This is a genomic window from Acinetobacter lwoffii, assembly GCF_024129735.1.
In the GTDB taxonomy this organism is placed as follows: Bacteria; Pseudomonadota; Gammaproteobacteria; order Pseudomonadales; family Moraxellaceae; genus Acinetobacter; species Acinetobacter lwoffii_H.
Map to the genome: position 1 here is coordinate 1 of NZ_JAMXXK010000048.1, position 24978 is coordinate 24978.

At 39.7% G+C, this 24978-nt stretch carries 25 protein-coding genes and 1 pseudogene; 13 read left to right on the forward strand and 13 right to left on the reverse strand.

The window, feature by feature from the left end:
* The first annotated feature begins 651 nt into the window (after nucleotides 1-651).
* Nucleotides 652-927, forward strand: a complete 276-nt coding sequence (locus NI469_RS12665; RefSeq protein WP_253145379.1) for a hypothetical protein — start codon at nucleotides 652-654, stop codon at nucleotides 925-927.
* 104 nt (nucleotides 928-1031) lie between these two features.
* Here NI469_RS12665 and NI469_RS12670 read toward each other — a convergent pair whose 3' ends face one another.
* Nucleotides 1032-1373: a hypothetical protein gene (locus NI469_RS12670; protein ID WP_253175387.1), complete on the reverse strand. Its 342-nt coding sequence runs from the start codon at nucleotides 1371-1373 to the stop codon at nucleotides 1032-1034.
* Nucleotides 1374-2976: 1603 nt separating this feature from the next.
* Between NI469_RS12670 and NI469_RS12680 the strand changes: the two genes are divergently transcribed.
* On the forward strand, nucleotides 2977-3117 hold the full coding sequence (locus NI469_RS12680; protein ID WP_005107128.1) for a hypothetical protein: 141 nt from the start codon (nucleotides 2977-2979) through the stop codon (nucleotides 3115-3117).
* 41 nt (nucleotides 3118-3158) lie between these two features.
* Here the strand turns inward: NI469_RS12680 and NI469_RS12685 are convergent, their stop codons facing one another.
* From NI469_RS12685 to NI469_RS12695, 3 genes are all read right to left on the reverse strand, one after another.
* Nucleotides 3159-3794 carry an SOS response-associated peptidase gene (locus NI469_RS12685; RefSeq protein ID WP_253147125.1) on the reverse strand — a complete coding sequence of 212 codons (636 nt, stop codon included), beginning with the start codon at nucleotides 3792-3794 and terminating at the stop codon, nucleotides 3159-3161.
* 226 nt (nucleotides 3795-4020) lie between these two features.
* Nucleotides 4021-5235, reverse strand: coding sequence for an alpha/beta fold hydrolase (locus NI469_RS12690; protein ID WP_420909189.1), 1215 nt, complete (start codon nucleotides 5233-5235; stop codon nucleotides 4021-4023).
* A gap of 163 nt (nucleotides 5236-5398) precedes the next feature.
* Nucleotides 5399-6535 carry a catalase family protein gene (locus NI469_RS12695; protein WP_180087312.1) on the reverse strand — a complete coding sequence of 379 codons (1137 nt, stop codon included), beginning with the start codon at nucleotides 6533-6535 and terminating at the stop codon, nucleotides 5399-5401.
* Nucleotides 6536-6914: 379 nt separating this feature from the next.
* Here NI469_RS12695 and NI469_RS12700 point away from each other — a divergent pair, with 379 nt between their 5' ends.
* Nucleotides 6915-8081: an MFS transporter gene (locus tag NI469_RS12700; protein WP_253147123.1), complete on the forward strand. Its 1167-nt coding sequence runs from the start codon at nucleotides 6915-6917 to the stop codon at nucleotides 8079-8081.
* A 16-nt stretch (nucleotides 8082-8097) separates the two neighbouring features.
* Here NI469_RS12700 and NI469_RS12705 read toward each other — a convergent pair whose 3' ends face one another.
* A complete protein-coding gene (locus NI469_RS12705) occupies nucleotides 8098-9588 on the reverse strand; it encodes an amidase (RefSeq protein WP_005107122.1) in 1491 nt (496 codons plus the stop codon).
* Between the two features lie 46 nt (nucleotides 9589-9634).
* Complete coding sequence (locus NI469_RS12710; RefSeq protein ID WP_253147122.1) at nucleotides 9635-11065, reverse strand: sensor domain-containing diguanylate cyclase; 1431 nt, start codon at nucleotides 11063-11065, stop codon at nucleotides 9635-9637.
* 314 nt (nucleotides 11066-11379) lie between these two features.
* On the opposite strand from NI469_RS12710, the gene NI469_RS12715 reads away from it, so the two are divergent.
* A complete protein-coding gene (locus tag NI469_RS12715) occupies nucleotides 11380-11823 on the forward strand; it encodes a hypothetical protein (RefSeq protein WP_253147121.1) in 444 nt (147 codons plus the stop codon).
* A gap of 55 nt (nucleotides 11824-11878) precedes the next feature.
* Here NI469_RS12715 and accC read toward each other — a convergent pair whose 3' ends face one another.
* From accC to aroQ, 3 genes are read right to left on the reverse strand one after another with little or no spacing between them, the layout of a single operon-like run.
* Nucleotides 11879-13243, reverse strand: a complete 1365-nt coding sequence (gene accC, locus NI469_RS12720; RefSeq protein ID WP_253147120.1) for an acetyl-CoA carboxylase biotin carboxylase subunit — start codon at nucleotides 13241-13243, stop codon at nucleotides 11879-11881.
* 18 nt (nucleotides 13244-13261) lie between these two features.
* Nucleotides 13262-13678, reverse strand: a complete 417-nt coding sequence (gene accB / locus NI469_RS12725; protein ID WP_005107117.1) for an acetyl-CoA carboxylase biotin carboxyl carrier protein — start codon at nucleotides 13676-13678, stop codon at nucleotides 13262-13264.
* Between the two features lie 16 nt (nucleotides 13679-13694).
* The gene (aroQ, locus tag NI469_RS12730) at nucleotides 13695-14150 is read right to left on the reverse strand and encodes a type II 3-dehydroquinate dehydratase (protein WP_005246503.1); all 456 of its coding nucleotides are present in this window, start codon (nucleotides 14148-14150) and stop codon (nucleotides 13695-13697) included.
* A 960-nt stretch (nucleotides 14151-15110) separates the two neighbouring features.
* Here aroQ and ybaK point away from each other — a divergent pair.
* The 3 genes and pseudogenes from ybaK (at nucleotide 15111) to NI469_RS15930 (ending at nucleotide 17578) form a co-directional block, all read left to right on the forward strand.
* On the forward strand, nucleotides 15111-15578 hold the full coding sequence (ybaK, locus tag NI469_RS12735; RefSeq protein WP_253147119.1) for a Cys-tRNA(Pro) deacylase: 468 nt from the start codon (nucleotides 15111-15113) through the stop codon (nucleotides 15576-15578).
* A 194-nt stretch (nucleotides 15579-15772) separates the two neighbouring features.
* Nucleotides 15773-17026, forward strand: coding sequence for a YncE family protein (locus NI469_RS12740; RefSeq protein WP_253148190.1), 1254 nt, complete (start codon nucleotides 15773-15775; stop codon nucleotides 17024-17026).
* Nucleotides 17027-17095: 69 nt separating this feature from the next.
* A pseudogene (locus tag NI469_RS15930) lies at nucleotides 17096-17578 on the forward strand (hypothetical protein).
* A 114-nt stretch (nucleotides 17579-17692) separates the two neighbouring features.
* On the opposite strand, the gene NI469_RS12750 reads toward NI469_RS15930, so the two are convergent.
* Genes NI469_RS12750 through tusD form a run of 4 tightly spaced genes read right to left on the reverse strand, consistent with a single transcriptional unit; the run spans nucleotide 17693 to nucleotide 19084 of the window.
* Complete coding sequence (locus tag NI469_RS12750) at nucleotides 17693-18004, reverse strand: TusE/DsrC/DsvC family sulfur relay protein (protein ID WP_005263018.1); 312 nt, start codon at nucleotides 18002-18004, stop codon at nucleotides 17693-17695.
* A gap of 14 nt (nucleotides 18005-18018) precedes the next feature.
* Nucleotides 18019-18303 carry a DsrH/TusB family sulfur relay protein gene (locus NI469_RS12755; protein ID WP_253175391.1) on the reverse strand — a complete coding sequence of 95 codons (285 nt, stop codon included), beginning with the start codon at nucleotides 18301-18303 and terminating at the stop codon, nucleotides 18019-18021.
* Nucleotides 18304-18320: 17 nt separating this feature from the next.
* Nucleotides 18321-18671 (reverse strand): hypothetical protein, encoded by a 351-nt coding sequence (locus NI469_RS12760; RefSeq protein WP_004280210.1) that lies wholly within the window; start codon nucleotides 18669-18671, stop codon nucleotides 18321-18323.
* 44 nt (nucleotides 18672-18715) lie between these two features.
* Entirely contained in the window at nucleotides 18716-19084 is a 369-nt protein-coding gene (gene tusD, locus NI469_RS12765) for a sulfurtransferase complex subunit TusD (protein WP_004280211.1), read from the reverse strand.
* A gap of 70 nt (nucleotides 19085-19154) precedes the next feature.
* On the opposite strand from tusD, the gene NI469_RS12770 reads away from it, so the two are divergent.
* The 6 genes from NI469_RS12770 (at nucleotide 19155) to NI469_RS12795 (ending at nucleotide 24212) form a co-directional block, all read left to right on the forward strand.
* Entirely contained in the window at nucleotides 19155-20165 is a 1011-nt protein-coding gene (locus tag NI469_RS12770) for an NAD-dependent epimerase/dehydratase family protein (RefSeq protein ID WP_253175392.1), read from the forward strand.
* Between the two features lie 138 nt (nucleotides 20166-20303).
* Nucleotides 20304-21698 carry a class II fumarate hydratase gene (gene fumC / locus NI469_RS12775; RefSeq protein ID WP_253175393.1) on the forward strand — a complete coding sequence of 465 codons (1395 nt, stop codon included), beginning with the start codon at nucleotides 20304-20306 and terminating at the stop codon, nucleotides 21696-21698.
* 126 nt (nucleotides 21699-21824) lie between these two features.
* Nucleotides 21825-22316, forward strand: a complete 492-nt coding sequence (locus NI469_RS12780) for a hypothetical protein (RefSeq protein WP_004280216.1) — start codon at nucleotides 21825-21827, stop codon at nucleotides 22314-22316.
* 432 nt (nucleotides 22317-22748) lie between these two features.
* Complete coding sequence (locus tag NI469_RS12785) at nucleotides 22749-23351, forward strand: nitroreductase family protein (RefSeq protein ID WP_253175394.1); 603 nt, start codon at nucleotides 22749-22751, stop codon at nucleotides 23349-23351.
* A gap of 129 nt (nucleotides 23352-23480) precedes the next feature.
* On the forward strand, nucleotides 23481-23843 hold the full coding sequence (locus tag NI469_RS12790; RefSeq protein ID WP_004646887.1) for an immunity protein Imm33 domain-containing protein: 363 nt from the start codon (nucleotides 23481-23483) through the stop codon (nucleotides 23841-23843).
* Entirely contained in the window at nucleotides 23844-24212 is a 369-nt protein-coding gene (locus NI469_RS12795) for a hypothetical protein (RefSeq protein ID WP_253147115.1), read from the forward strand.
* The last annotated feature ends 766 nt before the right edge of the window (nucleotides 24213-24978 follow it).

Genomic DNA, 24978 nt, shown 5'->3' on the forward strand with positions numbered 1-24978 from the left:
TTAATTTACTTGCTGGCATATACAATTTAGATTGGGTGAAAGATAAACAATTAAATTGATTGAAAAATGATTTATGAAGGAAGTCTAATAAATATAATTAAAAACAATGATTTTACCTAAGTTAATATCAAAGTAATAGCTAAAACTATTTGAATTAAAGTCAAGATAAATTTGAAACAGCTTAAGTGTTATTAGTGAGGTCATGTTAAGTATCGTATTTCCTCGCAGTTAAGAATATTCTAAAAAAATTGGATTTTTAATATTTTATTTAATCTTTTTAAAATATAGGTGATTTAGATTAATTTTTAATATATTATTAAATATAAATAACATATCTGTAAATCTATTCTATTTTACAATACTTTTTAAATTTTATTAAAAAATTATATATATAAAATTTGACTTAAGTTATTCCTTTTATTGGATAATATATTTTTGACCTATAAAATATTTCATTATGTTTCTGTTGCATTATATCAGGTAATTTATGTTGCGCATTAATCTCTACTTCAAGTACTTAGCTTATTATTTATTACATTGAATTAATCTGTAACAGGTTAAAGGTTGGCGAAATCTGAAAAATGCGTAGAGTAGATATTAAGTCGAAACCTATCGGCTTTTAATTTAAAGCAAATAGTAAGGAATACCACCATGGCTAATAATCAACAGCAAGACCAACAGAAACAGCAGCAACAACAGCAACAGCAAAATCAACAACGCAATCAAGATCAGCAGCGTCAACAAAACAACCAGCAAAACCCAAATCAGCAACAAAATAACCAGCAGCAACAACAGCCGCAGGGTGGTCAAAACAACCAGCAACAGCGCGACCAGCAGCAACAAAACCAGCAAGGCCAACAGCAACAACAGCCACAGCAAAATAGTAACCAGCAGCAACAACGTTCACGTAATCAACAAGATCAGTGAAAACCACAGCGTTAATTCTGTTTAAGATATACGCTCTTCATAAAAAAACCGCCTGAATCAGGCGGTTTTTTTATATTTCATTGCATGATTAAACTAAGTATTTATTAACACTGAATATTGGCTTTCAGCTTGTAGAAATTCAAGGCATTGTCTAGGTCGGTGAGCAACTCTTTGTCGGTATATTCCTTGGGTGCAAGTTTGAGCAGAGCAGGCATGTAATTGTTTTTGTATTCTTTAGGATATTGTTCACACAGGATACGTGTTCTTTCTTCCAGACTAATTGTTGAAGAGTCAAGTTTGTCCAGATAAGCACTCAGTTGATTATCTGATTGTTCAAACTGCACTTTAATGTTTGCATCAGCTTCTGCTGCACTCTCTGCTTGCTGTTTTTGGCAGCCGCTTATTGCCAGACTCATCAATAAAGTAATTAGTATGCGATTTTTCATGCTGCCAAAATATTGTTATTGCTCATATGAAAAATTATAGAGAGAAATGACTAAAAAGAAAGCAGGGATCTATAAACTTTATGAGACATTGAACATTCATAACATCCGATATTGACTGAAATAAGGAATTTTCTCCTACAACTCTGAATTAACCTATTCTCATTTATAGGTTTAGCAATTCTTTTTGGGTTTTGGTTATTTAATCGTCTTATTTGCCCATTAAAAAGATTTTTGGATAAATTACAGTCATTTAATTAACAAAAGTAATGGTTTTTTCATATTTTGAAACATTGCATCTATATATCCTACACAGATTGGCTGCATGGCTAGTGATATCTTGGCGTCATTCTAAGAACTTAATGAAAATAATTAAAAATCAGCACATTATAGGGCCTGTTTAATTTAGGAGAGTTAAACAGGCTTTTTCTTTTCCGTCTTAAATCTGGTTTTTTCTTTGCTGATTGTATTTTTTGGTCATTCTCTTTCACATAAGTTTTCATACACAACATAAAGCCTGAAAATTTCCTCAGGAGAGATACATGAATAGATGTTATTTATATATCTCTTTTCACGAAAAGACAGGACAAAGCTATGATGAGATGTATATGCGCATTTGGCATGGGCGTAATGGTTGGTTGTTGTTTTAAATCTTGCAAAGAGAAAATGTGTCAGATGATGAGCAGCAAGCATTGTAAAAGTGATCATTGTAAAAAAGATCAGACGACTCAAGCTGAAGAGCCTGTACAAACTTAGCCCAAAAGCTTCAGTTTTACTGAAAGGCTAAACAGAGCTGAGTACTGAAGTTGTTCTAGATCGCTGATCCAATCATTTTATATTGAATCATTCTATATTTAAAGCAATAAAGCTTGATCCTAGATTGAGCTTTTTACACTTAGGAGAAAAACATGATGCAATTTATATTTTGTTTATTTGGTCTTCATGGTGCGACTGAAATTAACTACACGTGTGACCATGATGAGGTCAAACAGTGTCGTGATTGCTTGAAAAATATTGAATAATGTGCCAAATCATCAGACATCTTAATGAAGATCAATCCCCGTTCAATCATCAGTTGGCGGGGTTTTTCTTTACTGATGAAATTTTTGGATCTAAACATAATTTCTCACAAGGAATACTTTATAAAAGAATCATTTCAATAGGATTACGTTTTGATAAATTCTTAGCTGCTTAGAACTGGAATACAATAAAATTTATGCGTGTGATCACCCATGCTCGAATTCTTGAAGCAATTCAAAAGAGGCCACAGGCTGAAACTGCATTAGCTGGTGGGGATTGACTGATTAAGGCCAAGCATCCTAAAGGTTTTACTGAAATGAAAAGACTTTTTCCGGCAGTGGATAAGCTTAGAAAATTTCATGTATTCGATATCGGCTCGCACGCGAATTCATATTCTTTGCTGTATCGTCTACGATCAGGCTGAACAGCTTATTTGCTCAGATGAACAACAAGAATTGTGAAATGTCAAAGAGCACTTGAAGGAAAGTTTGTCTCTTTATAAAACTGAATGTGCAACATAAATAACATTGATGTTTAGCAGCAGATATCATATTTATTTATTAATAGATATATGAAGGAGATGCATATGACAAATAAGCCAGAGCAAGAATCAAATCCGCATAAAGAATCAAATGACGACAAGGGTAATCAGGCATCTTATAAGCATGTCAAACCAGAGAAAAAACCCAATGCAGAACCGGAAAATCCATTGAGAGAGCAAAAATAGCTTTTTCACATGGACGAAGCCCTAACTTGGTTTAGGGCTTTTTAATTTCCCGATAAACGTTGATCTCTAGGCTTTGCAATAAACTCATCTTTCATTTCAAAGAAAAATTCATGGGCTTGTTCATGATCGCAGTGCAACCAGTCATGTCGTGATTTTTCCGGAATCACAATGATCGAGCGTTTTTCGTCATTCGGATCATGAAACTGTTTCATAAAGGGATGTTGATCTGAATTTATGGTTAGCATCGAAAATGATCTGATTTTCTCACCATCAATGTGTGCGTCATCATAAATTGCCGCTACGGTAAAAGGATTGCCATCTTCACGTGAAATACCAAACCAGTGCGGTTTACCGTCTATATATTTAGGTTCATAGAAGGTATCGACCGGTACTAAAGCAAACTGGTTGTTTTTCCAGGCATGTCGAAAACTCGGTTTGGATGCGACTGTTTCAGTCCGTGCATTATAGGTATGCCGGCCATATTTTAGTTCTTTCGCCCAGACTGGAATCAGTCCGAAACGTGCGATATCCAGCTCAAATTCGTCAGCACCGCGCATAATGATTGGGGCCGGCGCTAAAGGATAAACATGTGTTTTCATGCCCAGTTCGAGTTGCTCTTTATGAATATCTAATAAGAAAAGACGTTTTTTTGAGGGGAATTCATAGTTCGAGCACATAAATAACCTCTTTCTTTCTAATTATTGTCTGCTAAAGAATTAAGGTATAAAAATGATGGGCTCAAAACAATTCGAAAGCGTAAGTGTAGTTTTAACACAAAGTAAGAATACGGATTAATATCAGTTTATCCTCTTTATAGAATAGCGCTCCTTTAAAGGACTATTCTATAAATATGAAGATTAAAATATTTGCGTTTTTAATGATTAAATATAAAAGCTCGCCGGGTTATTTTGTAGGGCAGGTGCTCAAAGCTTTTCCTTGTTCAACTGAATGGATAAAGTTTTCAATCAGAAATTCACTCTGTTTTAAGGAATCACGATGATCTCCATTTTTGACTAGATGAAAGGCGATAGATTTCTGCTTTGTACATACCTGCTGGTAGTAAGCATAAGTACCACGATAATCGACCAGTTGATCTTTCTCGCCTTGTACCAGCAGAACCGGCACAGTCGGTGTCATATTCTCAATAGACTGTTCTTTTAAATAATTTGTCAAAGGTGCCAGATTTACATTTGATTTAAAGACAGTCTTAGGTGCTTGTTTTAAGTCCGATTGTAATTCTGACAAACAGCGACTGCGTGCATGATTAAGAATTCCTCCCATTTCTGGGCTCACTAAATTTGCTGGAGCAAGCATCGGGTCTGCAGCTTCTGCTCCTAAAAGCACAATTGGAAAAAATGCGGCGACATCAGTCGTGATTTGCGAATTGCTGGCAACATATTCAGCGATTCCTTCATATTGATAACCGCCTGGTGCCAGTGCAATTGCCCCACGAAGATTAAATTCAGGCGCATCTTTTTGACCGGATGCTGCAACTTTAATAGATGCTGCACCTCCTTGACTATGACCCATAACATACCAATTTTTACTAAAGCTATAAGGCTTTAAATGGTGGATCGCTCGTACAGCATCAACGACAGTATGCAACTGACTTCGCGCATTCATATAAGGATGACCGCCCGGAGTGCCTAAACCTTGATAATCAGGTGCAACGACTGCATAGCCGCGAGCGAGCCAGGCATTCAATGCTTTAGCAGCGATTTGCTGATAGACATGGACTGGTCCGCCCACATAATCCCCAGAGGGTGCACATGTATCAGCAACGCCAGTTGTACCATGCGCCCAAGCCAGAACAGGCCAGCCATCTTTAGGGAATTTGCCTTTAGGTAACAAGATATAGCCTGAAGTGACAATGGGTTCGGATTTTGTGCCACGACTGCGATAATTAATTAAGAAACGTTGTGAGGCATTCGTAAACAGATCAGTATTTTGTTCTTGTATAGATAATATTGTACCCGGTATTTTTTCCGAAATATGAGATGCTTGGATTTTGCTGTTATCGGGAAGTGGAGGAGAGGCTATTGCATATGTTGAACCTGAACATAAACAGCTCATGATTAATTTAATAATAGGAGATTTAATTTTCATCGCTGAAACCATTTTCCTTTTTATAATGTCATTTTTAATGTAGCAGCTTTATTTATGTTTCTAAATTAACTAACTCTGCACAGAGTTTGTAAACTAAAGCTTTTAAGTTAAGGCGAATGAGCAGTACAACAGGTTATTTTAGTTTAGCTAATAATTTCATATAAGCACTTATATTTTAATGTGGTTCTGATCTGTGAGTAGAATTCATATCATGTCTAACCTCACTAATACGATCATAAATCACTTTTCGCATTCGGTTTATTACTCCCAGAGGTTTGTGCTCCGGTAGTGTATGCCATGGTGTAAAAGAGAGATTTTCACAAAACTTGTTTTGTTCAGGTGTATCAAAAACTTGCTGAGGAATGCGGATAGTTGCGACCTTGTAAAAAGGCGCCTCACTTTCTTGCCATTCAGTCATGGAATCTTCGACTGACATGGTGTTTGATGTTCTAGGCTGTATCAGAAACTCCATACATGCTTCACTTTTTTGCAAATGTTTGCGCAATTTTTCTCTTAGAAAATTATGATGGGGAGCATGTGGAAGAGGGTCTGTCACTGTCGAACATGCTTGAGCTGAATACTTTACAGCTTGACGATCAGTGCCTATTCCTAATTGATAGGGCACCATAGACCAATATCTAGTTTGCAAAGGATTAGAAATTTTATTTCTCGTATTTAAGGCAATCCAGGTTCCTTTAGCTCCTAATGCAAAAGGAATATGCAACTTATTGAAAAATCTATCGCTATTTATATCTTGCATAAATGACATATATCGGACTGGATCATTCACAAAAAAGACAGGATGATTGATCATAATGAAATCTTGAGTAGAGGTTTCATCATCTAAAAGCTTTTCTCCCGGTACTCCTAAAAGTTTTATCGCCATGCCACGCGCATCTTTTTTAATATCTGCTTGTTGGGCATCTTTAGAACCATTAGAGAAACGAATCCAGGCTTGATATGTTTTTCCAGGAAGAAAAACACCTTGAGCCAAGTTTTTAGGAAGAGCTTCATCTACTTTGAATTCTGCGCGTACACAACCGTGTGCTTTGGGATGGGCATCACGTAGCGCGATACCTGTGGAATATTCTTTCCGAATCGATATCTCAATGATATCTGCGATTTTTTCAGTTATATTTGCTTCATCAGGATAAAGACTTTCACTTAAATGATGATCTATATTGGGATGAATATTATCTTTTGAAGAGTTAGATGCTATAGGGGAAGCGTTAGCATATGCAGCACTACAAATACTTATTGCCATTAAAGAGAAAACTAGACCCGAGCATATAGGTCTTATAAAGTTAGGCATTGATTTTCTCCTTGCTATAAAGCTAGAGTTAGTTTTAATTTTTTAGCCTATGAACTGAAAATTCTTTGGACATACTTTAGCCATAAAACAATGATAATGTCTGTGTAATTATTGATCTTCAGATTTTAAGTCCATCCAATTCCTTCCTAAAACCGTTTCCACTCTTTGTCGTGTGCTCAATATAGAAGACGATTTATGTTCTTACTTTAATTTAACTCAACACAGAGTTTTTTACTTTAGCAAAATTTATCCATAAACTTATGAAAATTTATTTTTAGACTAATGCGAGATGCTCGTAGCAAAATCAAGAGTCGTCGAATACAGTGCTATAGAAATTTATTGAGTTTAAAATTTTGAAAATATTAGGATATATAAATCAATGCCAGTTCTAGCAATCCAGCATAGACTCAGTGGATTTTACTTTTTTTACTATGCGATTGTTGGGGCGTTCATGCCTTTTTGGAGTCTGTATCTAGAAGATCAGGGCTTCAATTATCAGGAAATTGGCATTTTATCTTCTATTGCAATCGTCACCCGCTTTTTTGCTCCCTTAATTTGGGGCTGGATTGCAGACAAGTCTGGTAAACGCATGCTGCTGGTACGTATTGCCACCTGGATGGAAGCCTGTATCTGGTTCATGATTTTTATCATTCCCAATAGCTTTCAATCTGTAGCTTTATTGATGCTGATTTTCAGTTTCTTTCAGAATGCTATTCTGGCTCAGTTTGAAGGCGTGACTTTATTCTGGCTCGGGGAAAAAAGAGCAGAACTCTATGGCAAAGTACGAAAATGGGGATCAGTCGGCTTTATTATCGGTGTATTCTGCTTGGGCGCCGTCTTTGAAATTATTAGCATCAGTATGTTACCCGTCTTGTTGCTGTGTATTTCATTTCTGGCCTTTCTCTGGTCATTTACCATTAAAGAGCCCACGACAGCACCTACCGCACAGAAACAGCTCGAACCCTTATGGCCAATATTCAAACGCCCAGTGGTGTATAGCTTTTTCCTGATTGAATTGATTCTGCTATTTTCACACGCGCCATTTTATAGTTTTTATAGCAATTATCTCAGTCAGGCGGGATTTAGCACCAGTCAGATCGGGCTGCTCTGGTCAGTCGGGGTCATTGCGGAAATAATCATGTTTGCCTATGCGACGTTCTTTCTGACACGGTGGTCATGGCGTCATCTGGTCACGCTATGCTTGTTAATGACAGGATTAAGATGGTTCATCGTCGGAGTCTTTCCTGCTTCATTTATGGCACAGTTTTTTGCTCAAACGATTCATGCTTTAAGTTTCGGTTTATTTCATATGATTGCAATGCGGGTGATATTCCAGAACTTCTCTGCAGGGCAGCAAGGACGTGGACAAGCGCTCTATAGCACCATGTGGGGCGTTGGCGTGGCGAGTGGCAGTATTCTGGCTGGGCATTATTGGGATCAAGTCGGCGGCACATCTATTTTTATCGCTGCTGCAGTATCGACTTTGCTTGGCTTGTTACTGATTTTCGGATTGCCAAATAAAGTCGAACTGCAAAAACAGGCTTGAAAATATCATCTCAGTATTAAATACGGATTTTGGCGTATTGCCCAAACCACGGTTGTGCCTGTTCCAATTGGGCTGCCAGTTGTAATAGCAGATCCTCACGGGCAAACGGCGCAATAAACTGTGAACCGAGCGGCAGGTTTTGTTCATTCCAGTACAGTGGTACAGACATCGCTGGGAGTCCGGTAATATTGGCCAACTGGGTAAAAGGCACCCATTTTAGATTTTCTTTCACAATCTGGTTTACTAGTTTCCCTTGCGCCAGTAAATGCGCTTTATTCAGTTTCAATAAACCTTTAAGAATCGGTTTCTGCCAGTTTGGTGTTTTGACCTCACCATTTTTCGGCGCCACTGTCGCCGTTGCAGGCGTTAGATAGAGGTCATAATTATCAAAGAAATGATTCATCTGGGTCACATACTGGCCCCAGTTATTCAGGTTCTGGATATAATCAATCGCGCTGGTTTTGGCCCCAAAAGCCGCCAGTGCTAAAGAGTCCAATTCAAAATCATTTGTTTTAGACGGATAGCCTTTCTGGATTTCATCCAGCATAAATGAAAATTGGCTAAACCAGGTGGTAATAAAATCCTTGGCCAGTTGCATTCCATCAATGGCTGGGCGGTCTTCGACCACCTCATGGCCCAAAGATTCTAGCAATTTGGCTGTTTTTTCAATGGCTTTAATGGCATCCTGGGAAACAGGTGTGCCAATCGTAGAATAAGTGCTAAACGCAATTTTCAGTTTTTTTGGCGGTTGCTGAATCACATCCAGATAATGATGCTGTGGACGCTGAATCTTAAACAGTGAACTATGATCTTCACCATGGGTGGCATCCAGCATTGCAGCACTATCCCGTACCGTTTTGGTCAGTACATGCTGAATCGCGGCGCCATGCATGGCTTCACTCATTTGTGGTCCCCAAGGCGTGCGGCCACGACTCGGTTTCAGGCCAAACAGGCCGCAATAGGAAGCGGGGATACGTATCGAGCCGCCACCATCACCAGCACCCGCAATTGGTACAATTCCGGCAGCCACGGCAGAAGCGGAACCACCGGACGAGCCGCCGCTATTATGCTGTAAATTCCACGGATTTTTACAGCTGCCCCAAGCATCTGGTTCAGTAATACCTTTAATCCCAAATTCAGGAGTATTGGTACGTCCAAAAGTCACAATCCCGGCTTTTTCCCAGCGATTGACAATCTCGGCATTGGTCTCGGCGATATAACCAATCCGTTTTAAGCCCTGACAACCATAAGAAGTTGGATAACCGGCATATTCCTGAAACAGGTCTTTAACCAGAAAAGGCACACCGGCAAAAGGTCCGGACAGATTTTGCTGGCTCCGTTTCAATGCATGCTCATGCATCGGAATAATAATTGCATTTAGCTCGGGATTGGCAATTGAGCTACGCTCTAGTGCAGCAGATAAAAGTTCACTTGAATGTACTTGTTTATTGGCGACCAGATCAGCCAGTCCTAAACCGTCATATTGCAGATATTCTTCAAATTTCATTGCCATTCCCTAGTGTTGCTGCTTCAAGGTTGTAGATCATTTAGGCTCAAGATGCAAGCACCACCTGATTTCGCCCACGATGTTTGGCCTGATACAAGGCTTGATCTGCAATATTGATCAGGTTTTGCAGGTCTTGGGCCTGCGGTTCATTTTGATGAGTGATGCCCACACTCACGGTAATATACAGGGGCGAGCCATCTGATTGATAAATCGGGGTTTTTTCCACCAGATCACGAATCCGTTCTGCAATAAGACGTGCTTCTGATGGTTCGGTATTCCAGAGTAGCAGCACAAATTCTTCGCCACCGATCCGTGCAAACAGATCTTGAGCACGTAAATTATTACGTACAATCTGCGCAAAGTGTTGCAGGACTTTATCACCGACATGATGGCCAAAATGATCGTTCAGGCGTTTAAAATAATCAATATCCAGCATGATGACTGAAAATTCCATCGTCTTGGCATATTGCAGTAAATATTCACCTTTTTGAAAGAAGAAATGACGATTCATGGTGCGGGTCAGACTGTCATGATTGGCCAGATACAAGACCCGTTTAAACAGCTCATTGCGGTTTTGGCTGATAATACATAGGATGAGCGGAGATAAGGCCAGCATAAACAGCCCGATCCGGAGCGAAATATAAATCGTAGAATCTGCCAGGATGGTGTGATTGGTGGCGTAAAATTGCGTCAGGCTGTAATAGGTCAGGATAATCACAAAAGCGTTGATCATGGTCATGGTAAACAGGCGATAGGTCAACGCAGCCCAGATCAGTGCAGCCAGAGGGTAGAGCATTGCGCCGGGGCCTGCAAAAACATTGGTAATGATGACACAGGCCACGACTGAAGATGCAGGTAAAAAATAGCTGAAGTAATTACGTTTTTGACGACGGTTTTTAAATAGATACTGCATGTCTTTTATTCTTGGGAATGCCAAGATTAAAGGGAGAAACACAATATAATTCACCATTTCACCGGTCCACCACAGACCAAAATCAATCCATAAATTCTCTTTGGTCATGAATGAATTGGGTAGATTTGGCAAGGTGAGAACTGCAAAAGCCGCACTGGCCAGACAGCCTGCAAAAGCGAAGATGCCAAATAAATGAACGAATGTATAACCAGTATTATAGTATTTGTAATTAATCTTGAAATATCGAATAAAAAATATCGAGACAATAGTACTGATCAGATTAGAAAGCGTGAGAAACAGGCTTTGTAATAGGCTGTTTCCGGTGACCAGATCTGCAAACATAAAAGCACTGAATGCACCGAGCCAACCTCCCATATTATTTAAATGTGGAAAGCGTAAGAACAGGGCTAACAAGGCAGCATTGGCCGGCCACAATAAGGCCAGGTACTCAATCGGTCTGGTTGCGATCCCAATAAAACAACAGACTAAAACAGCGAAAACAATGACAAAATAAGCATAGGTTTCATGATTTAATTGTTGTTCTGTTATTCGAGCTAATTGCAAATTTAAAATCCTATTCAAATTTCTAAGTGTGAATGATCACTTTGTTCAGCAACTAAGTTTGACCCAAAATATAATTTTATTATTTGATTAATCTGTTATTAATACGAACTATTAAGATTCTTATATACGAAATATATACAAAAAAAGTCAGAAAAGAAATCCACGTTTTTAAACAATGTGATAAATAATTTCTGACTCTGTATTGAAATTGCGTTAGAGCGGGACACGATCCCAAAAAATATGATAATTTAGAATCAATTGTTAACAAGATGCCGGTAAATATGAAAAAAATATGTCTTAGCCTTATCTTACTCATGAGCTCACCCTGGCTAATGGCGACAGAAAATAAAAAACCAGCGAATGCTCCTGCTAAAGCTGCTGAAATCCCAAATACATTTACCGTGAAAACCCGTCCGGAAATTGTCGGATTGTGGGGAATGGAAATCCCGAATAATAAAAAATGTATCGAATATTATAATTTTAAAGGCAATAATAATGTGGTGATTAAAAGTGGCGACGAGTGGACGTCAGGGCTGTATGACTATCAGCCGGCACAGGATCCTTCGCAGCAGATTCCAGCGCTAATTCTGCAAGTAAAATATGACAATAATGAAAAAGACTGTTCAGGCAATCAGATGGATCAGTCTGGTGAAATTTCGCAGTATTTTGTGAAATGGCAAAACCCTTATACCATTAACTTCTGCGCCAATGAAAAAGCCGAGCAATGTTTTGCCGTGCTCAGACGCGTATTGCCTTAACTTGCAAACAATAAAAAAACCGCTGAATGACAGCGGTTTTTTTATGAGCTTTGATTTAAGCTTTGTCTTCAGCACTTTCAAGCTGCTTTAACAAATGTTTTTCCAGATAATGAATATCCATTGCCTGTTTGCAGAAGTTTTTATCCTGAAGGATTAAATCTTTGTGCAAAGGAATATTGGTTTTAACGCCAGTCAAAATCATTTCTTCCAAAGCATTTCTCATTCGAGAAATAGACGTCTCACGATCCTTACCATGCGAAATCAGTTTGGCAATCATCGAATCATAATACGGTGGAATGCTGTAGCCTGGATAAACATGCGAATCTAAACGGATACCTGCGCCGCCTGGTGCATAGAAGTTGTCAATCTTGCCTGGTGAAGGCAGGAAGGTCGATGGATCTTCTGCGTTAATACGGCATTCAATCGCATGTCCTAAAACCTTGACGTCTTCTTGCTGAATATCGAGACCTAAGCCGCCAGCAATACGCAATTGCTGTTCGATAATATCGATCCCCGTGACCATTTCAGTCACCGGATGCTCAACCTGAACACGCGTATTCATTTCAATGAAGAAGAACTCATCATCTTCAAACAGGAATTCGAATGTACCTGCACCACGGTATTGCATCAATTTACACGCATTGACACAGGCTTCTAGAATATCAGCACGTGCTTGCTCTGGTAAGTTCGGTGCTGGTGCTTCTTCCAGTACTTTTTGATGGCGACGCTGTAGCGAACAGTCACGATCATACAGATGAATCGCATGGCCATTACCATCAGCCAGTACTTGCACTTCGACGTGACGTGGCTTTTGCAGGAAACGTTCCATATAGACCGTATCATCACCAAACCACATTTCCGCATCACGCTGTGCAGCCTGAACAGATTCAAGCAGGGTATCGACATTTTCTACGATACGCATACCACGACCACCACCGCCAGAAGCAGCTTTTACAATCAGTGGAAAACCGATCTCTTTGGCTTCAGCGAGTGCATTGTGAATCGTTACGGCATGGTCGCAGCCTGGTACTGTTGGTACACCAGCTTTTTTCATGGCAATAATGGCAGAAACCTTGTTCCCCATTAAACGGATATGTTCCGGACGTGGACCAATAAAGATAAAACCAGAATTTTCCACGATTTCTGCAAATTCTGCATTTTCAGCGAGGAATCCATAACCAGGATGGATTGCATCTGCGCCGGTAATTTCAGCAGCTGTAATAATCGCAGGAATATTCAGGTAGCTGTCACTGCTCGCACCAGGGCCGATACATACTGCTTCATCACAGAAACGTAAATGCATCAGGTCCTTGTCTGCGTCAGAATAGACACCTACAGTTTTGATCCCTAAAGTTCTGCAAGCACGGGTGATGCGTAACGCAATTTCACCACGGTTTGCAATTAAAACTTTTTGCAACATTATAAATCCCCGGGGTGATTAAGCGCGGTAGCGGAAAAGTGGTTGACCGAATTGAATCACTTCACCATTTTTCACCAGAATTTCTTCAATCACACCGCTTTGAGTTGCTTCTATCGGGTTCATGATTTTCATTGCTTCGATAATACCGAGCGTATCGCCTGCAGAAACGGTCTGGCCAACTTTAACAAATGTCGGTTCACCCGGGCTTGGTGCTGCATAGAACACGCCGACCATTGGTGAAGTTTCAACAGCACCGCGAGGAGATTTTGCTGCTGGCGCTTCGGCTGCTGGTGCAGGCATCGCAGGAACAGCTGCTGCAACCACTGGATTACGACGAGTTAATGCAATCGATTGATCGCCTTCTTTAACTTCGATCGCCTGTAAGTCAGATTCAATCATCAAGTCGATGAGTTTCTTGATTTTACGGATATCCATGAGACAGTATTCCTAATTAAGATTGTGTAGAAGGTTGTATTTTTTCAATGATATAGTCGAGGGCAGCAGCATAGCCTTTTGCACCTAGACCACAGATCACGCCGATGGCTTTATCGGACAAGTATGAATGATGTCGGAATGCCTCACGTGCATGCACATTAGACAGATGGACTTCAATGAAAGGAATGGCAACGCCAAGGAGGGCATCGCGAACAGCAACAGAGGTATGGGTCAATGCTGCTGGATTAATAATGATATATTGAATGCCGTCTTGCTGGGCTTGATGAATTCGGTCAACAATGGCACCTTCCCAGTTGCTCTGGAAAGTATCGAGTTGTAAGGTAGCTTGTTGAGCCTGAGCAATCAGCTGCTGGTTAATATCGTCAAGACTAAGGTGACCATAAACTTCCGGTTCGCGCTTCCCAAGCAAGTTTAAATTCGGTCCATGAATAACCAAAATGGTCGAACTCATCCAGCATGCTCCAATTAAAAAGTATCGGGGTTTGTTTGCAAGATGTCTGCAAACTCTGCTTATTATTGCATGATTTTCTACATTACTATTTATAATTTCTTTGAATTAACGTAGAAAGCATATAGCAAACAGTGGCGCTATAATGAAAACTTTGCAGAGATTTGGCAATGTTAAAAAATTACAATTCGCTGGGTATTCAGATTATTTTCATTCTAAACCCAATTGGCAAAAACAGTTAATATCCTTTATGTAACTGTATCTTCATGTTAACGCTAAATTCTTCCTTTTAGTGATATTTTTAGTTTTGAGCAAGAGTTGTCTGGCTGATTTTACCGCAATGTTCGACTTCTAGAGCATAGAAAACTCTTTACATTCTGATTTTAGAGTTGTGCTGATTATCCTCTTTATATATAAGCTATCGACCGATTCTCAAAACGTGATGAAAATTTAAAAATATAAGATAAGACAATATGTTAATGATGTTTTCTCTTATTTTACTTGGATTTTTCTAGGTCTGTTTTTCCAATAGATTGGAATTAGTTACATCACTTTCAATTCAAGTATTCATGACAGACACTGCACAAGAATGTACTTCATCTTCCAGATATAAAGGTTGAATCTCAGCAGGTTTAAGATAAAACGCTCGACCTATATGCTTCATGTGTATAGATGGGCGAAGTGACGAATGTGTTCATCTTCAAGTCTTCTATATAGTGAAGCCATTAATTGCCTAACGCTTAGATAGTGGCAAAAACGCATACATTTGTTGCAATTTTGCGCACCATCATCTTTTCAAGAAAAGTTTAAAAGTATTGAAGAGCGTAATGATTGAACTAAATAGGCCTGATTGAAGCGGAATACGAGCTTAAAGTAAAATTTGCTCTATAGTTGCCTCATCTAAATTAACTTCTTGAGCTAATCTTTATATAATCATGCGATCCATCTCAAACAAGACTTTCTATGACCCCTGCATGCAAACTATTAAAAGCCAATAAAATCGAATACAGCATTCATGAATATGAACATGATGCCAATGCCAAAAGTTTCGGGCTAGAAGCTGCTGAAAAATTAGGGCTTTCGGTGGAAGAAGTCTTTAAAACTTTATTAGTCACGGATGATAAACAGTATTTTGTTGCTATATTGCCGGTACATCATCAACTCAATCTGAAAAAAGTAGCCCAGGCCGTAGGATGCAAAAAACTCCAGATGGCAGATCCTAAACATGCAGAACGCTTGACCGGCTATCTGGTTGGCGGAATCAGTCCCATTGGTCAAAAGAAACGATTAAAAACGGTGATTGATGCCACCGCAGAACAGTTGGATAAGATCTATGTCAGTGGCGGTAAAAGAGGCTTGGATATTGGATTAAAGCCGGCTGATCTTGCCAAAGTGCTCAATGCACAGTTTGTCGATATGCTGGATACATAAGATCGAAGCACGATGATCACCTAAATTTATAGAACCTGAAGTGATAGATTTAAAATAGCTGCATATTTTTTTGGTCGGAAATAACAGTAAATCATTTTATACGTTTGTATATTAGATAAGTTAAAACACAGCCGGACTGTGTACACAACAAGGAATGAAAACAAAAATATAAATTATTATGCAGAGCATAATGGATGAAAATTCAAAATAAAAAATGGCCACGGTTCTGTCTGACATTATCTGCGATGGCGATGCTATCTGCGTTGCCAAGTGTACAGGCCGCTTCTGCGCCTTCAGCTGTACCTGCCAATTCACAGCAGGTTTTCTTTGTCGGAAATAATTGGGATGGCACGGTAACCGTGATTCGTCCATCGGGTGATTTTGGCAAAATTGGCGTCATTAACATGATTCCTGATCGTAAAGAGCGCCTTAAAGAAATTCACCTGAATCCAATCAAACTGATTGCTTATACTTATATCCAGACCACAGCCGGTGAAGGCAATGACCAACTGGTAGATGATATCTACTCGACACCAGACGGGCAGTCAGTCGTTGCATCACGCCCAAGTTTCGCCGATGTGGTATCGATTAATATCAAAACCGGCAAGATTAACTGGCGGACGCCTGTAGAAGGCTTCCGTGCCGACCATATGGCGGTATCACCAGATGGGCAGCGGGTCGCCGTATCTGCATCTTCAGGAAATGTGGTGCATGTATTGGATATCCATACCGGTAAAGAGTTGGGCCGTTTCAGCACTGGCGACAAACCGCATGAAAACATTTACTTCGATGGAGGCAACAAGATTCTGAACTCTGCTATCGGCAATGTGGAAACATCGATGGATGCACAGTGGCAAGATTTTACTAAAGGTAAGCGTTTTATCACTATCGCAGATGCCAATACGCATCAGGTGGTAAGAAAAATCGATTTCAGACCTGCACTGGATGCATTTGGCCGCAAAGATTTATCCAATTCAGTGAGACCGATGGTATTTAGTAAGGATGAAACCAAACTGTATGCCCAGGTTTCATTTTTTAATGGTCTGATTGAATATGATCTGAATCAGAACAAGATTAGCCGGATCGGACAACTCTCTGGCAGTGACAGTATTCCGAAAGACCGGACAAAATGGGTCAATGATTCGCGTCATCATGGCCTATCAATCAGTGCTGATGGTGAAAAGCTCTGTGTCGCTGGTACCATGGATAACTACGCTACGATTGTAGATCGCAAGACGCTGACTGCCGGGAAACTGATTTCTGCAGGTAAACCTTATTGGGCAACACGAAGCCCGGATGGTCGTAGCTGTGTGATTTTAGAAAGTGAAACCGATGTGGTCACAGTGATTGATTTTGCCACAGGCAATAAAGTGCTGAGTGTGCCTGTAGGAAATCATCCACAACGCGTCCGGATTGGATATGCACCAGCAGACTGGTCAACGCCGTAGTCAATCGTCGATGAGCGAAAAAGACAGCTTTTTAATAAAGGCTGTCTTTCTTGAGCTGAGGACATAAAAATGAATGATAAAACAATCCTGTTTTATGTAATGATCGGATTGCTCATGTTCGGGACTTTAGTGGGTATTGGCTAGCAGGTACGACAAGAAATCTATCGGACGAATTTTACTGATCAGACCCATTCTGATCCGGTCCTGCCAGCTGAAAAATCGGCAAGCTATATATCTGTTAATTCTCCTGAGAATAGTCAAGCTACAAAGAAGGAACAGAACGATACGGTTGCAAAGCAAAGCGAATTATCAAAGCAACAAGAACAATTATATCTCGCCTTTACTCAGATCATTAATGCTTTAAGTGAGGGGCAACAACCCGATCCTCAACAAGTCAGTTTGTTGATCACTCAGCAGCAAAGGCTGGTAGAGGCCCAACTGGTGAGTAAGGCCGAAGCGAAAGCACAAATTGAGTTTCTGATTAAAGTTCTGCCTGAAATGGATCATGAATTGCATCGGGCATTGCGAGTATTAGAGCAAACCCGAATTTGACAAATTAGATCCAGATGCATCTTTCATTATTCTAAGCCTAAAAATTGTTCTCATAAAAAAGGCCCAAAAAATGATTTGGGCCTTTAAATACACACTTTAGAAAGTTAAGTATCTTTATAAACAGTTCGCAGGCTTGGGTACACCAGCCAAACGGCTTAAGTGACGGGCCACCAGGCCAGTATTAAACTTTTCTTGAAGCATGGCATTATTGATGTCGGCACTGACAGTTTTCATTAAAAATTTAATCAGTGGGCGTGTTGCCGGTGAATGACCAAATTGTTGATAGAACTGACGTACCGCTTGCAGAATTTCAAAATGCCAAGGAGTTAAGCTCAGTTCCAGACTATCGGCCAGCACTTGAGCAACGTCTTCATTCCAGATGGTATAGTCAACTAGATGGCCATCTTGATCCAATTCTAAATTCATATCTAACTCATTTATTATTTCATTGAAATGCAGCGATTAAACTCAAGGCAAAGATCTGCAAAATCCGCATAATTCAAAAGCTTTATCTGATCAGGCAAAGGCTGTACTAATAACTCCGCATCATTTTTCAGTATGTGAATTTTCGGCAAGCTTTGAAGAAATGAATGCTCTAGCAGCAAAACCGCTTCACCCATCAGCACGACCTGATCACCCATTGTATAAGTTTGAGCCAGTTGCTCTAGGATCTGCGCTGTTGCCAAATAGCTGGATTGGATCAGATAAAGTGTGTGATTTGACATTTTTATATCCTTGTTCCTTACCAATACATCACATGATCAAAGCTTTGAATAAATTCAGAATTAAGCTCAATAAATTCGATTTCTTGTTCGCTCTGTGCCACAAATGAGGAATGCTGGTTTTTTTTCTCAATCAGAATCGGAGTGAGATCATAAAACTCGAAACTGTCGACCATATTTGATGCCAGTTTGAATGCATGATGCACCTGGTCAAATTGCAGGTCTGAATGCAGCAAACTGAGGGCAGCACTTTGTAGCAGGACTTTAACTTCTGCGCCAAAAGTTGCCAGGACCATCGTAGCCGATAGGCTTTCATGCACCTGCAGACTGGTCAGATTGGCTTGGGTTAATATAACAAGTACAGATTTCACACAAGATTCCTTGGAAAAGCAACACATTCTAAAAAATGAAACATCTAGAATTGAATGAGACGTTGTGAGGACTGAACAGCATCGGCAAGTTCACCTAAACCGACCAATTCAAAGGCATCTGCCAGATTATGCTGCTGAATATTGTGACGTCGAGCATTGTCCAGATCTGTAATTCCACGTGCCAATGCTGCACTTACACAGACCGGGAGGCGAATCTGTAGCGCTTGCCATGCATGTGTAAGATGACGTTGATCGTCGGGTACCCATTGCAGTGCATTTGCGACCGATACGCCGTCCTGATAGAAGAATACACGGAATGCTTCCTGTTTATCTTGCAAGGCCTGAGCCAAACCCAGGGCATGCCAGGCATAAATGGAAGTCGGTGCGGAGGTAACAAGAATTAAGGTGCTCATCGAAATTCACTACAGGCTTGATCAATAGCAACAGATTGATCTTGGCTTCATCAGAAAGTAGGTAGTATAAATGATTTTAGTGACGGGTGGATTAGGCTTTTTAGGCTCACATATTGCTTTAAGTCTGTTAGCACAAGGACTAGAGGTCATTGTGGTCGATAATTTGGCCAATGCCAACTTACAGACTCTGGAGCGTCTTGAGTTTATCTCCGGCATGTACGTACCTTTTATCAAGATTGATATTCGCAATACCCCAGCATTGAACAAAGTCTTTGAGCAGCATTCGATTCAGGCTGTGGTACATACCGCAAGTTTTAAGTCACTGGAAGAATCAGTATTAAAACCACTTGAATATTATAATGATAATGTCAGCTGTATTATGAGTCTAATGCGTGCCATGCAACGTACCGGAGTGCGTCATCTGGTACATTTATCCAGTCTGGCGGTATATGGACAATCTGGCACAGATTTAAGCGAAGATCTGCCTTTTAACTATACCTATCCGAATCCCTATATCAAATCGCAACAGATGATTGAGGAAATTATCCGCGATACTGCCAAAACTGACAATGAATGGCGGATTGCAATCCTACGTCTTTCCAATATCGCAGGTGCCTTTGAACACGGTGTACTGGGGGAAGCAGTGCCACCTTTGCCAAAAAATATTTTGCCTTTGGCGATGCAGGTCGCTGCACAGCAACGTGAATATCTGGAATTACGCCGTCAGGCCCATACTGCGGATGGCACAGTAGAACGCAGTTTTCTGCATGTCGCAGACTGTTGTGATGCCGTGATCAAGTCCTTGCAATGGCTGTCACAACAGCAGGAATTAAAATGTGAAGCCTTTAATATTGCTGGTGAATTGATTTCCATACAGGATTTGCTAGATCAACTGGCTGAAGTGACTCAATCTGCAATCAAAACCATGGATGCTTTACCATATCCCCATGCGGAAATGGATCAATTGGGGGCGAACATTGAAAAGGCGCGAAATATTCTACATTGGCAACCTCAGCGATCACTCAGAAAGATGCTTGAGGATGAATGGTTGTTTTATCAGAATATGCTCAGAGGGCAGTAAGTAAGAGTATTTAGCTTATATTTGATAATAATTATCATTTACATTATTACTGTAATCGATTACTTTAAATAAATAGATTAAATCATTGATATAGAAATTCCTAAGATCCGTAACAGGCAAGAAGAATTGAGGTTGAACATGCAAACACGTATTGAACATGACACGATGGGAGAGGTGGCTGTACCGAGTGAGGCTTTATGGGGCGCTCAGACTCAGCGTAGCTTGCAAAATTTCAAAATTGGCAATGAGCGGTTGCCACGGCCAATGATTCGTGCCATGGGACTCGTCAAAAAAGCGGCTGCCTTGACCAATGCCGAGCTAAACCAGATTCCCCAAGAACTGTCACGCTATATCGTGGATGCGGCAGATGAAGTCATCAGCGGGAAATGGGACAGTCAATTTCCACTGGTAGTCTGGCAAACTGGTTCAGGTACACAAAGCAATATGAACTGTAATGAGGTGATTGCCAATATTGCCAACCAGAAATTGGGCAATCATTTAGGGGCACAAAAACCGGTTCATCCAAATGATCATGTCAATCGTGCCCAATCTACCAATGATTCATTTCCAACTGCGATTCATGTGGCTGCGATCTTGCAGATTAATGAACTTTTAATTCCGGCTGTCACACGTTTACGCGATACTTTATATGCCAAATCTCAGGATTTTGCCGATATTGTAAAAATTGGCCGGACTCATCTACAAGATGCTACACCTTTAACCTTGGGGCAGGAATTCAGCGGTTATGTTTCTCAGCTGGATCATGGGCTTCTTCGTCTAGAACAGGCCTTAGTTGGTTTATATGAATTGCCATTAGGCGGGACAGCGGTCGGTACTGGTCTGAATGCTCATCCCGATTATGCCGTTCAGTCTGCTAAAACCCTGGGACAATTAACTGGCTTGCCATTTGTAACTGCGCCAAACAAGTTTGAGGCTTTGGCAGGCCGTGATGCTGCGGTATTTGCTTCTGGTGCATTAAAGACTTTAGCGGTTAGCCTGAATAAGATTGCCAATGATATTCGCTGGCTAGCCAGCGGGCCACGTTGTGGTTTTGGTGAATTGCGTATTCCTGAAAATGAACCGGGTTCTAGCATCATGCCGGGTAAGGTGAACCCGACGCAAAGTGAAGCGATGACGATGGTGGTCGCGCAAGTTCTCGGAAATGACACCACCATTAACGTGGCAGGTGCATCAGGTAACTTTGAACTGAATGTATTTATGCCGGTCATTGCCTATAATCTGTTGCAATCCATCCAGCTTTTAGGCGATGCGTGTAACAGTTTTAATGATCATTGCGCCGTAGGCATTGAGCCGAATCATGAGAAAATTGAACATTTCCTGCATGATTCTTTAATGCTGGTCACGGCATTGAATCCGGTGATTGGTTATGAGAATGCAGCCAAGGTTGCCAAAACAGCTTATAAGGAAGGAAAAACCTTAAAACAGGTGACTGTTGAACTGGGTTTAGTCACCGCTGAACAGTTTGATGAAGTGGTGCGTCCTGAACAGATGGTCTCACCGAATGCTAAATAAGGGCCGGAGCACTTTTATTTTCAATCTTTACGCCTGTTTTATCATGGAATAGTCAGCAGTGGTTTTTATCTCAGGCAGAGTTGCGTACAATAGTGCTAGATGAGATTAACCACTGATGATTGTTTTATGCTTGATATTTATTTAACAGATGTTCAAAGAAAGGTGCAATTCAAGGATTATCCAGGTGAGCATCCTGTTAAATTTATTCTGAATTTTAAAAAGATTTTCCCAAGTGTGATGGAACTTCTTTTACCTGTGCTTCCGGATAATGAAAATCTGGAAGAAATGTCTTGGGAATCGACCAGCGATGATTTTGAAACCTTCCAGATGTTCTTAACTGGATGGGGTATTATCGAACTTCGATTAAAAGCAATTACCCAGTTTAAAGATAAAGCATTTGCGGATCGTCTGGTTAAACAAGCCCAACAGAAACGCAAAGACTATCAAAAACAGCAGACTAAACTAACCACAGTTGAACTGGATTATTTGTTTATGCATGAGATGCATGCTCTGATTGATGCAGAACTGGTGGAACTCGGTGAGAAATTCTATTTACCGATTTTACGTGAGCTCTGGAAGACTAAAGTATCTGCTCAGGTGCTGAACGCGAAGTTTTAAATCGGTTTTTTAGCTTTTAATTATAAAATTAATCCTCCAATTTTGGGGGATTAATTTTTATCTGCAAGATGAGATTTATTTCATGATGTGCTCTCTCTTAGAATAGCCTAAGCAAGATTAAATTTGGTGATTGAAGGTCTTTATTCTTAAAATTTTGATCAATAATAGCGCATGTTGAACCATTGTTTAACGTCAGGCACTCGCATAGGGCAGTAGTTTTAACGATTGTTCAAAAAATAGATGAAAATGATCATTTTTAGCTAAAAAATATATAAAAATATCAATTAAATAGCCTAGTAATTGAGTCCATTATTTTTTAAGGTATATAGGCTTTATCTCACGTTAAAGCAAAAGCTCCATTGATTAGCTATCCTTCATAAAAATAACTGAAGGTTCAAATTTTCCCGAAGATATATCCCAGGATTTTCAAAAATGTCGAATCAGTTTTTAGATTTAATTACTAAACGCCGTACTATTTATGCCATTGCCAAGAATGTTGAACAATCTCCTGAACATTTAACTGATTTGATTCAGACTGCAATTAAGCAAAGCCCATCTTCTTTCAATTCTCAGTCTTCACGCGCCGTCATTTTATTCAATTCAGAACATGAAAAGTTCTGGGACTTTGTAGCAGAAAAATTAAAAAGCTATGCTAAAGATGAAGAAAGTGCTGCAAAAACCACAGTAAAAATGGCAAGTTTTGCGGCAGGGCTAGGTACCGTTTTATTTTTTGAAGATCACACAGTCGTAGAAGGCTTACAGGAACAATTCCCATCTTATGCTGATAACTTCCCAATCTGGGCAGAGCATTCGACTGCGATCGCACAATTTGCAACCTGGACAGCATTGCATACAGAAGGTCTGGGCGCATCATTGCAGCATTACAATCCGATCGTGGATGAACAGGTACATGCGGAATGGGACATTCCATCGAACTGGAAGTTGCGTGCACAGTTGGTCTTTGGTTCGATAGAAGGCGAGCCACGTGCCAAAGATTATCTGGCAGATGAAGAGCGCTTTAAAGTCTTCCAATAAGCTGAGATCCATATCTGCACTTAACACGGTTTAAGGGCAGATATTTTTTAGATCTCGATGAAATCCCAATCAGCTTCATTAAAATTAAGTTAAAATAGCGTGCTAATGAAAATTGATGAGTAAGACCGAATGTCGAAAAACACGCAAAACCTATCACCTTTACAAGAACTGATCGCAGAGCAAAAACTACTTTGTGAAGAAGTAGGCTCGGCTTATGTTGAAGTCACGGGTGATGATGTTGTTGCGGTGGCCGTACATACCTTGAAACAAGATCCGATTGTCGGCATCCGTAAAAAGCCTGAAACGGCTGAAAATATTAGCTGGTATATTTATGGTGGAGAACCTTCAAGTGAAGAAACTTTTGAAACCATGACAGTACGTGAATTACAGGACATTGCACCAGAAGTTTTACCGTATCTGGCTCTGGAAACAGGTTTTCGTTTCATGATCGATGCCGATGATTATGAAGATGTCTGGAAAGAAGAAATTTAAATGCTAAAAAAATCATCTTTCATTTGTGCTGGATTATTATTAGGACTGAGTAGCGTAGTCTTCGCACAGCCGCTTTCACAAAGTGCCTATGACCAGTTTATTTCAGCACAGACTAAAATCGTGAATGAAACCAAATACATTTTAGATGAAGATGATCAAAAGGCAGATGCACAAACTCAACGTCAGGCTTTCTGCAAGCGACTGAAAGCCTATCAGGATATTCAAAAGGTGTCCGAAGAAAACAGCAGTCTGGATATGGCGCCCACGATGGCTATGATTGCCAAAAACTTTCTTGAGCGGCAGGATCAAAGTTTGACTCAATCTGGAATGACTACAAACGTATTTTGTAAAAATAGGGATGTAGAATAAATTATAAAATACTTTTCATTCTCGAACGTTTTTCGCAGTAGACTAAAAATAAATAAGTCTGTTTTACAATCAAATTTTATAGATATTAAAACCTGAAAGACCATCTCCCGAATATCATTTAATAAAGAAAATGTTAAGTTAATTTAAATTTATTTTGATGTGAATACCTCATATCCCGGGGATATATCAGCGGTAGTCAAATATATTGATAAGAATAAATGAATAATCTGGATTTTTATAATTTTCTGAAAATGTCTTATATACGTGATGTAATTTCTTGAACAGGATAATTTAAGTAGGATAGCGTGATTGCACGTTTATATTTAAGCTAATAACTTGAACATCCTAAGATATTAAAATAGCCTAAGCAAAACATAAGTTTAACAACTTTCTCAAGAAAGGGAAAAGGGGGAATTGATAATACTGATGTTTACTGCCTGTAACTCATTTGGTCTTAAGACAGATTATTTTTAAACAGAATCAAGTCGATTAATAAGCTACTTATGAATGGTCATTTTTTGATAAATAATAAGCAATGAATAATTAAAAACAATATTTTCAAAATTACCTCAGTCTATTTGGGTAATAACAGCGAGTTAGTTTAAGAAACACTCTGATCTAAAAGTGGTTTACATGTTATTAAATCCCAGTTTTAGATTTTCATTAATTTTATTTAGTAGACTTCCGTCATAAATCAAAAAACGTACAATTTATTTGATCTTAAATTAATCAGCAAAATTATTTAATTCAAGAGATAATCCTTGGA

What these genes read in the sequence shown, in the direction of transcription:
- NI469_RS12665 (WP_253145379.1), top strand. Translation starts at nt 652, where the DNA reads ATGGCTAATAATCAACAGCAAGACCAACAGAAACAGCAGCAACAACAG.
- NI469_RS12670 (WP_253175387.1), bottom strand. Translation starts at nt 1,373, where the DNA reads ATGAAAAATCGCATACTAATTACTTTATTGATGAGTCTGGCAATAAGC.
- NI469_RS12680 (WP_005107128.1), top strand. Translation starts at nt 2,977, where the DNA reads ATGACAAATAAGCCAGAGCAAGAATCAAATCCGCATAAAGAATCAAAT.
- NI469_RS12685 (WP_253147125.1), bottom strand. Translation starts at nt 3,794, where the DNA reads ATGTGCTCGAACTATGAATTCCCCTCAAAAAAACGTCTTTTCTTATTA.
- NI469_RS12690 (WP_420909189.1), bottom strand. Translation starts at nt 5,235, where the DNA reads ATGGTTTCAGCGATGAAAATTAAATCTCCTATTATTAAATTAATCATG.
- NI469_RS12695 (WP_180087312.1), bottom strand. Translation starts at nt 6,535, where the DNA reads ATGCCTAACTTTATAAGACCTATATGCTCGGGTCTAGTTTTCTCTTTA.
- NI469_RS12700 (WP_253147123.1), top strand. Translation starts at nt 6,915, where the DNA reads ATGCCAGTTCTAGCAATCCAGCATAGACTCAGTGGATTTTACTTTTTT.
- NI469_RS12705 (WP_005107122.1), bottom strand. Translation starts at nt 9,588, where the DNA reads ATGAAATTTGAAGAATATCTGCAATATGACGGTTTAGGACTGGCTGAT.
- NI469_RS12715 (WP_253147121.1), top strand. Translation starts at nt 11,380, where the DNA reads ATGAGCTCACCCTGGCTAATGGCGACAGAAAATAAAAAACCAGCGAAT.
- accC (WP_253147120.1), bottom strand. Translation starts at nt 13,243, where the DNA reads ATGTTGCAAAAAGTTTTAATTGCAAACCGTGGTGAAATTGCGTTACGC.
- accB (WP_005107117.1), bottom strand. Translation starts at nt 13,678, where the DNA reads ATGGATATCCGTAAAATCAAGAAACTCATCGACTTGATGATTGAATCT.
- aroQ (WP_005246503.1), bottom strand. Translation starts at nt 14,150, where the DNA reads ATGAGTTCGACCATTTTGGTTATTCATGGACCGAATTTAAACTTGCTT.
- ybaK (WP_253147119.1), top strand. Translation starts at nt 15,111, where the DNA reads ATGACCCCTGCATGCAAACTATTAAAAGCCAATAAAATCGAATACAGC.
- NI469_RS12740 (WP_253148190.1), top strand. Translation starts at nt 15,773, where the DNA reads ATGAAAATTCAAAATAAAAAATGGCCACGGTTCTGTCTGACATTATCT.
- NI469_RS12750 (WP_005263018.1), bottom strand. Translation starts at nt 18,004, where the DNA reads ATGAATTTAGAATTGGATCAAGATGGCCATCTAGTTGACTATACCATC.
- NI469_RS12755 (WP_253175391.1), bottom strand. Translation starts at nt 18,303, where the DNA reads ATGTCAAATCACACACTTTATCTGATCCAATCCAGCTATTTGGCAACA.
- tusD (WP_004280211.1), bottom strand. Translation starts at nt 19,084, where the DNA reads ATGAGCACCTTAATTCTTGTTACCTCCGCACCGACTTCCATTTATGCC.
- NI469_RS12770 (WP_253175392.1), top strand. Translation starts at nt 19,155, where the DNA reads ATGATTTTAGTGACGGGTGGATTAGGCTTTTTAGGCTCACATATTGCT.
- fumC (WP_253175393.1), top strand. Translation starts at nt 20,304, where the DNA reads ATGCAAACACGTATTGAACATGACACGATGGGAGAGGTGGCTGTACCG.
- NI469_RS12780 (WP_004280216.1), top strand. Translation starts at nt 21,825, where the DNA reads ATGCTTGATATTTATTTAACAGATGTTCAAAGAAAGGTGCAATTCAAG.
- NI469_RS12785 (WP_253175394.1), top strand. Translation starts at nt 22,749, where the DNA reads ATGTCGAATCAGTTTTTAGATTTAATTACTAAACGCCGTACTATTTAT.
- NI469_RS12790 (WP_004646887.1), top strand. Translation starts at nt 23,481, where the DNA reads ATGTCGAAAAACACGCAAAACCTATCACCTTTACAAGAACTGATCGCA.
- NI469_RS12795 (WP_253147115.1), top strand. Translation starts at nt 23,844, where the DNA reads ATGCTAAAAAAATCATCTTTCATTTGTGCTGGATTATTATTAGGACTG.